The 15,816-nt window shown below is 47.3% G+C and carries 8 protein-coding genes; all 8 read right to left on the bottom strand.

What is annotated here, in order from left to right; all coding sequences use genetic code 11:
• Positions 1-90: 90 nt before the first annotated feature.
• The 8 genes from AC0YNV_RS20275 to fabZ all read right to left on the bottom strand — a co-directional run bounded on the left by AC0YNV_RS20275 (position 91) and on the right by fabZ (position 15,562).
• Complete coding sequence (locus tag AC0YNV_RS20275; RefSeq protein WP_475769634.1) at positions 91-2,970, bottom strand: S-layer homology domain-containing protein; 2,880 nt, start codon at positions 2,968-2,970, stop codon at positions 91-93.
• 528 nt (positions 2,971-3,498) lie between these two features.
• Complete coding sequence (locus AC0YNV_RS20270; protein WP_475769633.1) at positions 3,499-7,704, bottom strand: S-layer homology domain-containing protein; 4,206 nt, start codon at positions 7,702-7,704, stop codon at positions 3,499-3,501.
• A gap of 190 nt (positions 7,705-7,894) precedes the next feature.
• Positions 7,895-9,028 carry a glycosyltransferase family 4 protein gene (locus AC0YNV_RS20265; protein WP_210039277.1) on the bottom strand — a complete coding sequence of 378 codons (1,134 nt, stop codon included), beginning with the start codon at positions 9,026-9,028 and terminating at the stop codon, positions 7,895-7,897.
• A gap of 244 nt (positions 9,029-9,272) precedes the next feature.
• Complete coding sequence (locus AC0YNV_RS20260; protein WP_210039026.1) at positions 9,273-10,046, bottom strand: WecB/TagA/CpsF family glycosyltransferase; 774 nt, start codon at positions 10,044-10,046, stop codon at positions 9,273-9,275.
• 18 nt (positions 10,047-10,064) lie between these two features.
• On the bottom strand, positions 10,065-11,264 hold the full coding sequence (csaB, locus tag AC0YNV_RS20255; RefSeq protein ID WP_475769632.1) for a polysaccharide pyruvyl transferase CsaB: 1,200 nt from the start codon (positions 11,262-11,264) through the stop codon (positions 10,065-10,067).
• Positions 11,213-13,324 (bottom strand): DUF5693 family protein, encoded by a 2,112-nt coding sequence (locus AC0YNV_RS20250; RefSeq protein WP_475769631.1) that lies wholly within the window; start codon positions 13,322-13,324, stop codon positions 11,213-11,215. The genes csaB and AC0YNV_RS20250 overlap by 52 nt, the downstream gene beginning before the upstream one ends.
• A gap of 12 nt (positions 13,325-13,336) precedes the next feature.
• Positions 13,337-15,049 carry a phospho-sugar mutase gene (locus AC0YNV_RS20245; RefSeq protein WP_475769630.1) on the bottom strand — a complete coding sequence of 571 codons (1,713 nt, stop codon included), beginning with the start codon at positions 15,047-15,049 and terminating at the stop codon, positions 13,337-13,339.
• 78 nt (positions 15,050-15,127) lie between these two features.
• Positions 15,128-15,562: a 3-hydroxyacyl-ACP dehydratase FabZ gene (gene fabZ / locus AC0YNV_RS20240; RefSeq protein ID WP_210039279.1), complete on the bottom strand. Its 435-nt coding sequence runs from the start codon at positions 15,560-15,562 to the stop codon at positions 15,128-15,130.
• Positions 15,563-15,816 lie beyond the last annotated feature (254 nt).

The raw sequence follows: 15,816 nt of genomic DNA, 5'->3' as shown, positions 1-15,816 counted from the left end.
GAAATGAATGTGAAGCGCTTGGATCAAGTTCAAAAAAAAACAAAAAACAGGCGAGGACTTCCTCGCCTGTTTCTGTTAAAAAGGTATTAATTAAGGATTAACTACGATAGTAGCTGTGTCTTGTGTTCCGTTAGACGAAACAAAAGTCAATGTTGCGCTACCTTTTGCAATACCTTTTACATTCAAACCATCAACAGTAGCAACTTTAGTGTCACTGGAAAGGATTGAGAATGTTCCTGGTAGAACAACTCCATATTGGTCTTTTACAGTTACAGCAACTGTTGTAGTACCACCAACAGTAGTTGTGTACTCGTCAGCGCCGAATTCAACTGTTTTAACAACTGGTGCATCTTCGGAAACTGTTACTTCTTGTTCAGCAACTTTCGAGCCGTTGAAGTAAGCAGAAACTACCGATTTACCAGCTTTCAAACCGTATACGGATGATTTATCAGAGCTTACTTTAAGAATATCTTCATTAACACTGGTCACAAAGGTTGGAGTGCTTGAGAGCAATGCAACAGTTGTGCCACTAGCCGTTTTACCAATCAGTTTAACCGCTTTTTTATAAGCGTTGCCGTCGTCGGCTGCACTTGATTTACCGTATACAGTACCAACGGTATCAATTGCGTAAGTTTTGATATCGCTGGAAGCGACAACGTTCACTGTAAACGTGTATTTGCTGATTTCTTTATTACGGTTAGCAGGCACTGCATTATTGCTGTTTGCAGAGCTAGTTACTGTAATTGTTGCAGAACCAGCTTTGACGCCAACCAATTTACCATTTTCGTACTTAACAATACCTTCGTTCGAGCTCGAAACATTGTAAGTATTTGCAGTTACGTTCGAAACTCGGCCCAAGCTATCAACGATCGTGATGTTATCTGTATCAAATGCATTGCTTGCACCCTCTTCATAGGTCGTAGCAACATCTTTAATACCGTTGATTGCCGTGAAGTACGTTGGTTCTTGAATTGTTACTGGAACAGTTGTTGTTTGTGGTACTCCATTCACATAAACGATGACAGTAGAAGAACCTGATTGTGTGAATGTGAATTCCAATTCACCTTTAGCATTGATTGTTGGTTGATTGGAAGGGCTAAGACCTAAACCAGCAAATGTGATATTTGTAAGTTTAAGATCCTTACCAGCAATCGCAGCGCCGTAGGTATCAACCGCTGTGAATGGGAAAGCAATTTTCTCATTTACAACAACTGGTTTGCTAGGAAGTCCAAGTTGGAACTCTTTAGCAGTTGCAGCTGCATTAACTACAAAAGATGTTTGAGCAGTTGCGCCAGTCGCACCATTCGTTACTGTAATATATACAGTTTCAGATGGAAGTGCATTAGCTAAGTTTGCTCCAGTATTAAAGTGAATAACGCCGTCAGTGTCAACTGCCAGATTAGTAATCAGAGCTGGGTTGCTGACGAAGAAATACAATCCTTCGTATTCAAATGAAGTGCGTTTGTCAGGGTTAATATCAGTCTTATTCGGCAATTTAATTGTTTGACCATTTTGGTCAATCAACGTCAAAGGCAGAACCAAACCAGTTTGATTTACAGAAATACGAGCTGAATCTTTCAGCGGTTGTACATCAGTAAATTTAATCGACGTAGCAGCGCTGCCGTTGATAACTTTCAGGTCTTTTCTAACAGTCAATCCAGTTTGTGGATACACTGCATTAACGGAGATTGTATCGCCGATAACAGCATCGTTAGCTGATGACAGGTCTAGAGTGTTACCTGCAGGCAATGCTTTACCTTTTGTTAAGTTCCACGAAGTAATTTGTGGAGTTGCCACCATTTCTTCGTTAAACTGATTGTAGAGCTTAACGCCCAGACTTTGATTAGCTTTTGCTTGAAGAGCTGGTGCAGTGATGTCAAGTTTCGTTGCAGCCTCAGCAACTACTTTAACACTAAGTGCAGGGCTGTCTTTAACAGTCACTGTGTAATCACCAACTGGCAGATAAGCAAGAGACAGAACAACTGACTTACCATCTTCTGCGTACGTAGGTGTTACAGGGTAAGTACTCAGAGTGTTTTTCAGCTCATAAGTCAAGCTTGTTTTGTTAGCTTCTGTAACTGGTTGGTTAAAGCTAACTGTGATTTTCTTAGCGCCTGTTTGTTTTGCTTCAGTTGCTTGAAGAACATCCAGTTTAACTGTAACTTCGTAAGTTTTGCCGTTGTACTCAACGGAAACTTTCGTATCTTGACCAGCTACAAGAGCAGTATCAAGAGTTTTCTTAACAACTTGATCGTCGGAGAAGGTTACTTCAATGTTCTTGTCATCGATAACTTTCGTCGATTTAACAGTTACAAGGTTAGTACCGCTCTCTACCAGGTCGTAAGTAACGTTAACGAGCATTTCGCGCGTTGCGTTTGTTTTGTACGAAGGAAGTTCAGCAATCAGACCTGCTTGAATTGCTGCAGCTACATAGCCTTTAGCCCAAGCGGATACTGCACCGGATACTGCTGCATCGGATTGCTCCAAGCCAGCAACTTCGTCTGCTACTTTAGCAACTTGCTCGATTGTGACTTTGCCGGACGGGCCAAATTTGCCGCCGCCAAGACCTTCCATGATGCCATCAGCCGTTACAGCGCCGATAAAGCCTTTAGCCCAGTGAGTAGCGGATACATCGCTGTATACATTAGCTGCACTTGCGTTTTCTGTAAGGTTGGAGATTTTGCTAAGTACTTTTGCAAATTCTGCGCGAGTCATTTCGTTTTCAAGACCAGCGCCGCCCCCTGGATAACCTTCAAATACACCCAGTTCTTTCAGAGCGTTGAATTTCTCAAGTGCTGTCAGGTCTTTCTGCTCGTCAGCAGCAAATGCCGCGGAAGCGAACATCGAGAAAGCCATAGCACCGGCTACAATTACAGCTAAACTTTTTTTCATAACCTTTTTTTCTCCTCCTCTTAAATCCTTCGGTTGTTGAGAGTTGTGTTTGTAATATTGTTTGCCCGTTTCACTCATCTGTTGATTCACCCCCTTTCCAGAGTAGAGCACAATTCATATAAATGATGTCTGCAAGCATTAGGCGTTCCTTGTAGGAACATGTCGCAGAAACTTGTAAACTGATGAACGCAAGAAAATTTTGGTAGAGTCCCTCTGCCACTATAACATTATACAATGGGTCAATACTAGCGTAAAGAGGAATCTGTGAATATGTTCCAAAGTATTCTCCACCGGTTGTTGTCGGTGTTTGCGTCTCGTTCATGTAATTAAACGCAGCAGGTTTTAAAAAGTTGCGATACCGGAAAAAAATTTTCAAAATAATTTCATTCGGCATCTGCTTAGACATATCGTTTGGTGACGTATTATGTAGAAGTCTCCCTGCTTTCGCACATTGGTAAGTATAGCTTGAATACCCTGTTTCCGTCGATATCAAACATTTCCCATTCTAATGAGAGTTTGCCGCATACGTATTATGTCATTGTTGTAGTGGTCCTTATAACGGAATCAAGGCTGCCTGGCAATCCAGACAGCCTTGATTAGCTTTAATTAAGTTAATTTAGGTAAACGTTTCGTATCAGCAAGAAGCTTTCCGACGATAATGGATGCATCTGAGCGAAGCAGATTAGATTGCGGTTCAAATACATAACCTTTTTTCAAATCAGTTGCATCAACCGGTGAACCCTGAATATATCCTTTATTCGCCACAGCGAGCACAGACGCTTTGGCATAGTAACTGATATCGCCATAATCCTTAAATGTTTTCTGCAAAGCTTTATCGATCTTCGCTGGATCCGTTTCAAGCTTGAGATCCAGAGCGCGAGCTATAAATACAGCTGCATCTGCCCGGCTTAGATTAGCATTCGGTTCGAAGGTACGAGGCTGCGTTCCCCGGATTAACCCTTCTCTAGCCGCTGTTTCAATATAACTATAATCCCATAATGCATCCTGATTAATGATTGGCGCAACATCATCGAAATGCGGTTTGCTAAGTTCGTAGTTAAGCGGAATATCCAATGCTTTTACCATCATACGGGTAAATTCTCCGCGCGCCGTATACATGTCAGCTCCAAAGTCATCAAAATTTGCTGCGTTCATGACACCTTTGGAGAAGATAGCCTCCATATAATTTCTGGCGTATGGATGATTGGTAATGTCAGAGAATGAGTAAACCATTTTGGCAACAACATAATATCCAAACTGATCAAAAGGAACGGTAATGGTATTTTTCTTGGTATCCACAACACCGCCAAGATTCACCCAGAACTTGTTTTTCACATCATAACGGAACACCGTGATGATCGTTCCTGTTGTATCGCGAATACTTGGATCAAATGCCAATGTCAAGCTTCCGCGCTTGGATGATACAAGTTCACGATCATCCGGCCTGTCATCATAAGTTGGTATTTTAGTACCGCCTGGACCTTTGGCTCCTGGATATTGATATGGATCCACACCCATTGTTAGGGGGTCGTAGCCAGGTGTTGTCAAGTCATCCGCCAATCCGGCATCTACCCAGAAAACAGGACTTGATTTGGAGAAACGGGTTGGGAAGGAAACTTTAAATCTTGTCCCAAAGTTCTGCATAATCAAGTCAAAGTCTGCTGGCGGATTGTCATACTCGCGACGGTCAACCACGCCATCTTCCGGATTGGCAATTGCAAACAGCAGTTTATGGCCGGAGAAAACCTGGTTCTTGAAATTGCTTGGCACATTGAAATCACGTCGGATGAGGGCTGCACCTTTAGGGAAAGTAAGCGTTAAAGCTCCTTCAAAAACCTTGTTGGAGCTTTTCATATCGTCCAGAATTTCAGCACCGGGTATATTCGTTGGTGTGTATGTCACATTTATAAAGCTGGTGATTTTATCACTTGCATTCTCGATGGTGAAGCTAATTTTGTTCACACCGGCTTTGAGCCCGGTAACCGTTGATTTGAATGCATTCGGATAATCCAATTCGTCCGTGATAACGCCATCGTTATTGTAATCATATTCGAACTTCTCAGCTGCTATTTTATTAATTGTAACTTTATCAGCGCCTCTGGCATTGATAATCACATCAACAAAGTTTTTATTAACGATACCTTCAGCTGGCAGGTATGGACGTAAAACCTTGTATGGAAGCGTCGTTGGATCAACTTCCATGCGGTAGGTTGCTTTGGGACCGGTTGTACCGCTGTTATAAACATTAAACAGATAAACGCTCGAGCTGCCATCAGCATTAAGCTCCTGCCTCTTCAGAATAAAAGAGAACTGCTGGTTAGCCAGATTATACTGCACAACCAGATCGCCATTAATGGTTGCATTCGCTGGGTAGATGCCTACTGGCGTATCCCCATTAACAACCATAAAAGGGTCAGAGAGCTTCCATTGAATATCATTTGCAAGCGATGCTCCACTGATATTCAGGATATAATCGTCGGCAGGTCTATGACCATTACTATTCGGTACTCGAAGAGTATCCATCTTGCTTTTAACTGATCCCGAATTGTTTGTTGGATCATAGGTTTCACCAAGATCAATAAAATCAAAAGTTCCAAATATGTTCATATAAGGCTCTGTTGTTGTATAAATCGATCCCTGCTTAGGGAACTTCGGATCATTTGCGAGCGGTTTAGGATCTGTCACTGCACCATCGTATGTAAAAGGATAGACACCTGATGCTTGAGCCGGAATTACCGGTAAGTTGGTTGGCACGATGTTTACTTTTACAGTTTTTTCATAGTAGCTTGTTGTGCCTTGGAATACGAATTTGATTATATTTTCCCCACTGAACATTGCGTTAAATGCAGCAGTTGGATCGGAAGCCAATATAAAATGGGTGTCATGTTCCCCATCAACTGGGTCCAGAGCAAATGGAACATTATTAATGTAGAAGTAAACCGTACGTGGTCCAGTTGTTGTACCAGCTTCATATCGGATTTCATCTGTATTGTTAATATTCTGTAGCTCACCTCTAAACAATCCCAGCTTCGAATTGTCTGGATTAGCATTCGCTGTTGTACCAATAATTTCAGCTACACGATCCCCCAGCACTTTGGTGGAATCATCATAAATCGTCATTGTATCATAAATTTTGTTGTAGCTTGCGAATGGTCCGAATAACAGTGTGAATTTGGCAGTCGATTCTGCTCCTGTAGCGACTTTCATAAAGATCGTCTGAGTGCCCTCAAATGGCATTTTTGCAAACTCCAGCACAATGCGCCGGAATGAAACCGATTGCCCGTCAACCATTTTGGTGACGATCGTATTAGATTTCTCCACACCAAATGAATCTGCAGTCGGGGTCGATGATGTGTCTTTTTTGTTGCCATATAGATCCTGAATTTTCGTGATTATAAGATCATCACTATTAGCAGCATCGGGGTTCCCAATTAATACTTCCACCCCGATCGGAAGCCCGTAGATGCTTTTTCCCTCAAGAGGGACACCTTCTATTCCTTCAAAGGTTGTTGGTTTATAGCCAGGCAAATAATTGATTTGGCTGATGAATGGCGTATCTCCATTGCGGAGCGAGAAATATAAAGCGTCTGTCCCCTGCTGGATATCCGTCGACCCCACATGCCGATTGTATTCATTATCCGCAGTCAGTTTGACATTGTATAATTGGTCAAATGACATCCCTGATGCAGGGCCAAGATCAATTTGATATTCATAAATAAAGAAGCTGTCTGTTTCCAGCGGTGTGCCTACCACTGACACAGAAGATATATCACCTGTGATATCCGTATAAGTTCCTGCGGTTGTCAGCTTGATACCTGCTTTCAGTGAGCTGAGAGCATTTGGATCCCCCCCTATCGAAGCAATCGGATTCGGGTGCGGCAGCATAACTGTAGTGGGAGGGGTTCCACTAGTAACTTCGTATCGGCTGTTTGGGACTATAACCTTACCGGTAATCGTGAGCTCATTATTCTCGTCGATTACCAGATTCGGACTATATTCCATCTCTCCCGTATCAATCGTGCCCGTTGGTGAAGCGGGATCTGTCGTTTCATTGATATTTACATCGTAGAAGGTTACGTTGCCATTATAAAAGGCGATTTCACGTGTTGTCTGGATAATCTGGGTGCCATTCGCTATTTTGAAGGTAACCAGGTTTTTTCCTTTTTTAAGATTGATCGGTGCTGCGGCGAATGTATTGTCATTCGTATTATTAACCGAATAGGTTTTGCTGCTGCCATTAACAACAACCGTCACTTGCTGCGCATTTGGGGCTTTACCCGTGATGCTGATATCAGCCGTGTTGAGACCTTTTGAAGCATTGGACTGCACGACAGTCGTCCCGTTCTCGATAATCGGATACTGATTACCATCCAGACTTGCTGTTAAGTCATACAGCATTGGGCCATTGCGGTATTCAACAAAAATGGAGTTTGTTACTTCCCCGCCGCCCTGCGTACCTTTAAACGTAATCTTGTTCAGACCAGGAAAGAGTTGTACGTTGAATATCTGGATACTGAACCCGTTAAGGGAAACATTACTTGTTAAGTTTTCGCGTTCGCTGCCAACTTCTTCGGTCGAAGGATTGACAATTTGATAGACGTTATAAGAAATAGACGACGGATCTACGTTGTTAATCGTTCCTTGCAATGTGACACGCTCGTCTGTTGTAATACGCGGTGAACCGATCTGATCGCTCTCTGACGGGAATGTAAAATTCCCTGTCGCTGCTTCTGCCGTCTTAACGCTGCTCATAGGCAGTAGTGAAATGACTAAGGACAGCAACATAACCCACATGCCTAATTTCTTAATCACAGTAAGCCTCCTCACTCTTTTGCACCCAAATTTCAATTAGTTGTAATGTTGTTATCGGTGCGAAACTGGAAAAAGTTTAGACATTTCGGATAAAAAAAGCTCCTTTACAAAACAAAAAACTCCACTTCGCGATGGAAGAGGAGTTATATTTATCCAACCCTATTTTATTGGAAGCCAATTATAATTGGCATTATTTCGTTCGCGATTGCTCCGTCCGCATGAACAGGCGTTGAATGAAATTGATGAGCGGTCGCCTGGATTTGTCCACGATTCCAATCAGCTCAGCGCCTATCTGCAAGACGAAAACCAGGATCAGAATAACGACAAAGGTGATCCAGTTGGCCGCGACGGACTGTACGATCGTTGATTGAATAATCGCGCATAGCCCGAAGAAGGAGGCAATAGCATAGATAATCAGCACTGTCCGGCGGTGGCTGAATCCAAGCTCACGCAGACAATGATGCAAATGGCCTTTGTCCGGTGCGAAAATCGGTTTCTTGTTGACCCAGCGGCGCACAATGGCAAAGAAGGTGTCCGAGAGCGGCACGCCAATAATGAGAAGCGGCGTGACAAAGGAAACGACTGTCACTTGTTTAAAGCCCAGCATGGATAAGGTGGCTAAAGCGAATCCGAGGAATAAAGACCCCGTATCGCCCATGAAGATTTTGGCGGGATGAAAATTATAGACGAGGAAGCCAACTACACCGCCCAGCAATAACGCACATAACAGAATGACCGGTGCAAATCCCATGATAGCAGCCATAATCAGGATTGTGCCGATCGCAATACCTGATACGCCGGCAGCCAGCCCATCCAATCCGTCGATAAGATTAATGGCATTCGTGACGCCAACGATCCACAAAATCGTTAAGGGAATACTGATCCATGCGGCAATAGGCTGCATCGATTCACCGAATGGAATATTAAGCAGGTCGATCTTGACGCCAAAGCCAAATACAACCACACACGCTGCCGCGATTTGACCGAGAAGCTTTATTTTAGCGGAGAGCTCGAACCGGTCGTCAAGCATGCCAATTACGACAATAATGGAGCCTCCTGCGAGAAGGGCGTTGATAATATTCAAATCATAATGGCGAAGCATTCCTTCAGGAATGAATGGTTTGATGACGAAATAGGCAATTACAAAGGCCCCAAATATACCTAGTCCGCCCAAACGAGGCATTATACGCGTATGAACTTTGCGATGATTAGGCTTGTCTATAGCCCCGATCTTGAAAGCCAATTTAATAACAAACGGGGTTAACACAAGCGCTATACAAAGTGAAACTGCAAATCCGATTCCATAAAGAATGCCTTCAGCCATCTCCATCTCCCTTTCGTAAAACATAAGCATGATACAAGCTTCTGTCACGCTTACATTTGGGGCGAAGAAACAATTATCGTCGTCACTCGCAGCAGTACCGTACCGGGACAAAAGCTTTCATTATCAAGTCGGTCGTGCATGACGCCAGCCGTTTCTTCCAATACCGCCGGAATGAATTATACTCCGAATGAAAAAGAATCGCTACTCCCATTTTCAAGCGATTATAGCGATTTACTTGCGATTTCTAGGCAGCTTTGCGGTGTTTTCCAATGTTTCCTTTATCTCGCATCACTTTCACGACGAATTTCGGCAGAGCGAACATCCTCCGGTATCTTGAGGGCTGCTGCAAAAGCCGGTAGAGCCATTCCAAACGCAGCTTTTGAAAAAGCTTTGGCGCTCTTTTCAATACGCCGGCAATAACATCAAAGCTTCCTCCAACGCCCATCATAACCGGTACATGGAGTGCTCGTTTGTGTTTGGCTATCCATGGCTCCTGATTATCTACTGCCCGTGCGACAAACAGCATATCGGGCGCGCAGTCCCGGATTTGCCTAATGACCGCTTCGTCTTCATCCGGCCCGAAAAATCCGTTGCGATAACCCGCTATCGTTAGCCCCGGATATTGCTGCTGAAGAATATCGGCGGTCTTCTCAATGGTTTCTTGAGAAGTCCCCAGCAAAAACACACGCCATCCGCGAACATGTCCTTCTTCAAAAAGATGATGCATCAAATCAAAGCCCGGCACCCGCTCGGCAACCGGCTGGCCGATATGAGAGGCTGCCCATACAACACCCGTGCCATCAGGGACCACCAGGTCGGCACCCGCCATCACGTCGTGGAAATGACTTTGTTCCAATGCCGTCATCACCATAATGGGGTTCCCTGTTATAACTTGTGTCGGTTGGCGCTGTTCAATACATTCAGTTAGCAAATTTACAGTATCCTGCATATTCAGCTTGGAAAAACGGATGCCGTATAGCGAAACCGTCGGCACACTTGCCAAGGCAGACTGACTCATTTATGGTTGTCACCTCTATTAGATTAAACGCAAAAGCTCAATAATTTGTTTCGCGGGTCTGCGCGCTTCCTGTTTTAAGAGCTCAATCGCCCTGTCGTGCTTTGCATGCCAATCTTCGGGATCGTCCAGCAGATTGAGCATTCCGGCAACGAATTTCTCCGCATCCAGCTGCTCCGTTGTTCCAATCGGCTGAAGGTTGATACGGTTGAGAAATTGATCAATCTTGGGATCATAGGACAATCCCAGCATGGGCACCAATTGGTTGGCCGCGTAGATGAGCGCATGCAGGCGCATGCCAAGCAGAGCGTCGCACTGACTAACCTCCAGCAGCATCTGCTGGGGATCATCCAATGAGCCGGCGATCTCAACGGAGCTTCCGCTTCCGGTAAGATCGCCAAGCTGCTCGATCACCCGCTCTGATGCCTCTGCATCAGATGGCGTGTGAAAAGGCAGGAACCGCAGCCGCACCGGCCGGCTGCGGGCCAGCGCGCCCAGCGCGGCGCCCACGCGCGCAAGGTCGGCGCCGTCAGTGCGCCATGGGCGCACGGACACGCCGACCAGCGGCAATGCCGCCGCCGGCGCAGGGCCCGGGCTCGCGGCTCCGCCAGCGGTCCCAGGGCCGGTGGCCGCCCCGGCGCGCGAATGCGCCGCGCCGGGAAGCGGCAAGCCCATAACCGGATCGGGTACAACCTCGATCCGGTCCGCAGCCACGCCCATCCGCCCAAGCAAAGCGGCGGATTCGGCGTCCCTGACGCTGACGTATGCGCTGCGGCGCATCACGCCGCGGATCAACCGATCCATCCACCGGCGGTTGACCGGTCCGATGCCCTGGGAATAAACAAAGACCGGCTTGCGAAGCAGCTGCGCCAGGCGCATAACGCCGGTGTAATAAGGGATTGTCTTCGCGCCTGTCGCATCCTGCAGCAGGCTGCCGCCGCCGCTGATCAGCCCGTCGCTGCCGCGGAGCGCGCCCAGAACCGCGCCGGGACGCATGCGATGTACGGCTTCTACGCCGTACATCGCCGTGGTCCACGCCGGATCGACCGACAGAACGACCGGTACAATCCTGAGGCCCGCCTTGGCGCCTTCTTCTTCAAGGGCGAACAGAATCGATTTCAATACCGCTTCATCGCCGCTGTTGCGGAAGCCGTAGTAGCCGGAAACAACTATGCGCCGGGTTTGAACTTCATTTTCTCCTGCGCGGAGCGGGGTACCCATCGTTTCCAGACCCCCTCCAGAACCTGCCAGACCGCAATCATGACAAATCCGATAATAGCGCCCAGCACCAGACCAAGCAGCACGCGGATAATGGAAATATGCAGCGGCGTATGAATATGGGCGAAAGTATCGACCATAGACAGCTGCCCAACCGCTCCTATAATAAACAATACCCACGCCGCGCGATAACGAAGCGCCAGGAACAGGCCCAGGAAAAATAAGGGATGCGCAAACAGAAACTCTTTATTGCGCGGCCGCACGCCGAAGGTCGACTCCAACGTATTGCGCAGCAGCACTTCGATGGATGTCGTTTGTCCTTCATTGCCAGTCCGGGACAGATAATACATGCCGGCTGCGCCCACAATGACGGCCACAACAACGCCAAGAACCGTAATTTTCATCGTTAGCAGCCGGCGTAAATTGCTTATTACAGATTCGCCTGTGTAGAGAAATACATACAAGGCGGATAATCCGATTGGCGCCAGATGAAGCAGGCTTACGCCGCGGAACTGCTCAAGAACGAGCGAATATGTGATATTGTTCAATAAACCGGTGACAAATGGAATGCCTGCCAGAGAAATGACGGCCGTTGCGGCAAACAAAGCAATCGCCATGGCAAGACGGCGTCCGGCTCTGATACCAGGAAAAAGCCATTGTGCCTTCGCTTGCACGACGGACTCTGAAGCTCCGCCTACAGGCCTCCGGTTGCCCACCGTATGCGCCTGCACGCGCCGGATAGCCCATATTATAGCAAGCGTCGGGGCGCTGATGGCAGCTCCTAATGCCAGTCCCTGCTCCAGTGACGATTTGGAAAGAACATATAATCCTGCGCTGCCGATGAGACCCAATACGAATACCGGTATAGCAACACCCGGTATGAACGCACTGATCAGGAGCGTAATAAAGGCGATTGCGCCAAGGACGATAACGGCTTTAAGCGGTTTGTGCCAGGATGGCGTTTCATAATCGAAAGCCACTGCTTTGCCCGGTTGAAAACCAAGCTCACCGAGCTTCTTGATTGCCCCTTTTTCCTCGTCATTGCCTGCCAAAGCTGTGTACAGATTGTCCAGCGGATCCGTAATGGCGGATTTATTCGCACTGCTTATCGGCGATCCATTAATATAGAACATGCGGATGCTGCGGTCCTTCGCCGCCAGATGGAAGCGGTCGGCAATGGCCTCCGACTCCATTGAATAAGCATCACCCTCCGAAAGTGAGTATAAACGGGTTACATTATAATGCGTCAGATAGGCGAGGGTGCTCATCCCTTTTTGCTGCTTGGAGTTCTCAATTGCCGTAATGCCGATCCCGTTCTTGTTCAGAATTTCGGCAAAGGTATATAAGGTGCTCTTCTCGGCATTGTCCTCGTAACCTTTGACAGCATCTCCGTCAAACAATACACGCGTCACACCCAGTTCTTTATAACCGGCAAACAGTTTTTCAACCGCCGCGGCGTCAAAAGGCGTCCGGTCGGACAAACGCGGCAGAATTTGAAATCCGGCATCATGCAGCGTCTGCACAGCAAGCGGATCGGGATTCATTTGCTTTAACACCGCATCCTCCATCGGCGTTTCAATCACAAGCCCTTCGTGTCCTCCGTAGGACCATGGAGAAGCTTGGATATCCCAGCTTTTGAATGTACTTGTGATGAGATCCCGGTATGCCTGAACCTCCTGCGGCCCATTAAACAGAACATAGGTGAAATTCTCATCGCTTTCCGGTGCCTTGCCTTCCAATTCTCCTGCTTGGTCGGAATTATACAGGGAAAGGCGTCCAGCCCAGCGCAGTTCCTGGAGGGAGCTTTCATACAAAGCCATCGTCGTAAAGCCTGCATCTTTCATACGACCGAGCTGCTCCTGGATAAACGACTGCGGACGCGCTTTATAGGAAGCGATTTGCACCAAGTCGCGGTAGTCGAATATATATTCAACCTGCTTGGAGGTTTTCTCCATCTGCCAGCGGGTTACGCCGAGCGGCAAAGCCGCGATAATGCCAATTACAACAAGCGCCCACAAAACCGTATGCGCCTTGCGATTCCATTGCTGCCACCTTCGTTGCACGCCTTCCACTCCCTATGCCTTGTTGTCCACTCTAGCCATGACCGCTTGCGTCAAACGTTTGAGGGCATCCGTTGCTTCGTTCTGGTTATTTGACCGCACGGCAAAATATACTTTGATTTTCGGTTCTGTTCCGGAAGGACGCAGACAGAACCATGAACCGTCCTGCAGCATGTATTTCAATACATTTTCCCGGGGCAGACCGTCAATTCCAAGGGAATAATCCAGCACTTTGCCGACCGCCGTTCCGGCGATTTCCACAGGCGGATGATTACGCCAGTTTTCCATAATAGAGGTGATCTGCTGAACACCGTCGATCCCCCTCAGAGTACGTGATTCCAGGTGCTCCAGGTAAGTACCGAATTGTGCATATAATTCCAGCAGAACATCGTACAGCGTTTTGCCTTTGCTTTTATAGTAGGCAGCCGCTTCGCAAATATACAAGGATGCGATGACTGCATCCTTATCACGAGCATATGTACCTGCAAGATACCCGTAGCTTTCTTCATATCCGAACAGGAAAGAATGCTCCCCGGTTTTCTCGTATTGAGTCATTTTCTCGCCGATATATTTGAAGCCCGTGAGCGTATTAACAACGCCGGCTCCATAATGACGGGCGATATCAGCGCCCATTTCGCTCGTTACAATCGTCTTCACGACAACGCCGTTGTCAGGCAGCTGCCCGCGCTCCTTTAGGGTGCTTAGCAGATAATGAACCATGATGGCCCCCGACTGATTTCCGGATAATACCACGTACTCGCCCTCATTGTTGCGGACAACCGCGCCCATGCGGTCGCAATCCGGATCTGTTCCTACTATAATATCCGCTCCAACCTGATGAGCCAGCTCAATGGCCAGCGTGAATGCTTCACGCTCCTCCGGGTTTGGCGATTTCACTGTGCTGAAATAACCGTCCGGCTGCTCCTGCTGTGCAACCACATGAACATTGGTGAAGCCTGCTTGCGCAAGCACATGGCGAACCGGCATATTGCCTGCGCCGTGAAGCGGCGTATAGACAACCGAAAATTCTGCTCCCGCCCCGCTTTTAAGCAGATCGCTGTTCAGACTATGCGAAACGACCGTATCAACATAATCCTGATCCTCTTGATCCCCCAGCCAAATGAGCAGTCCGCTTGCCTCTGCTTCCTGCTGGCTGATACGAAGAACTTTATCAAAACCGCTCACCTGCTGGATTGCGGCGATTACCTGCTCGGCATCCTCGGGAACCAGCTGGCAGCCATCAGAACCATAGGCTTTATAACCATTATACTCCGGCGGGTTATGACTCGCCGTTACGACAATACCGCTTGTTGCACCGAGTGCTCTCACGGCAAAAGACAGCTGCGGAGTTGGACGCAATCCTTTGAACAAATAGGCCTTCACACCGTTTCCGGCGAGCACAAGCGCGGCTTCCAAGGCGAATTCCGGCGAGAAGTTGCGTGAATCGTGGGCGATAACAACAGAGGGAGTGCTGCTCTTGGCAAGCGTCCATGCTGCCAGGCCCTGTGTTGCTTTTCCAACTGTATAGGCATTCAGGCGATTCGTGCCCGCTCCCATAACACCGCGCAAACCGCCGGTTCCGAATTCAAGATCACGATAGAAGCGGTCTTCGATTTCTTTGTCGTTGCCTGCAATGCCTGCAAGCTCTTCCTTTGTCGCCGAATCGATGGCCGGATCGTTCAACCATGCCTCGTAGCGTTCCATTGCCGTTTGTACCATTCCTATCATTCCCTTCTCTCCACAAAAAATAAAGTCTCTTCTATATTATATAGTCGGAATGGACAAATCCATGGACCGTTTGACTCCTTATTCGTTGGGGTCTTTAAGGGCAAACATAATTTCGCCTTCTGCGACAATTTTCCCATCGACCTTGGCGGTAGCCTGTCCTTTGCCGATGATGCCTTTAAACCGGGTGATCTCAACCTCAAGCGTCAAGGTATCCCCTGGCGTAACCTGTCCCCGGAAACGGAAATTATCGATGCCTGCGAAAAACCCGAGTTTCCCCTTATTGGCTTCCACCATCAGAATGGCAACTGTCCCCACCTGGGCGAGCGCTTCAACGATCAGTACGCCCGGCATAACCGGATATTGGGGAAAGTGACCGGTGAAGAACGGTTCATTCATCGTTACATTTTTGATGCCTACAGCCCGTTTTCCCGGCTCCACTTCAAGAATGCGGTCAATCAGCAGAAACGGCGGACGGTGCGGAATAATCTCCTGAATTTGTCTAATATCAAGCAGCTGAAAAAACTCCTTTCGCGTTTCACGTTTAAAATCGCTCGAATTGTGCCACAATAATGTCATCCTTCATGAAACTGCAGTCGTGGAGGTTGAGATAAGGGGTTTGGCCAAATGACCGAAGTGTCATATGGCCAAGCTCCTTTTTTAATGTATAAGCAAAGTATAATTCCCATCATACTTTGCTTATAGTTCAAGGGGAAAGGCCTGCCTTCGCCAAAGGACGGCGCTTACTTATTTCTCTCTTGTAAGACGAC

The organism is Paenibacillus sp. JT31N11, assembly GCF_056269285.1.
Note: the sequence above shows the minus strand (reverse complement) of the source record. Positions and strands in the feature narration are given on the sequence as shown.

Coding starts and splice junctions, on each gene's coding strand:
- AC0YNV_RS20260 (WP_210039026.1), bottom strand. CDS start 10,046: ATGAGTCAGTCTGCCTTGGCAAGTGTGCCGACGGTTTCGCTATACGGC.
- AC0YNV_RS20245 (WP_475769630.1), bottom strand. CDS start 15,049: ATGATAGGAATGGTACAAACGGCAATGGAACGCTACGAGGCATGGTTG.
- AC0YNV_RS20275 (WP_475769634.1), bottom strand. CDS start 2,970: ATGAGTGAAACGGGCAAACAATATTACAAACACAACTCTCAACAACCG.
- AC0YNV_RS20265 (WP_210039277.1), bottom strand. CDS start 9,028: ATGGCTGAAGGCATTCTTTATGGAATCGGATTTGCAGTTTCACTTTGT.
- csaB (WP_475769632.1), bottom strand. CDS start 11,264: ATGGGTACCCCGCTCCGCGCAGGAGAAAATGAAGTTCAAACCCGGCGC.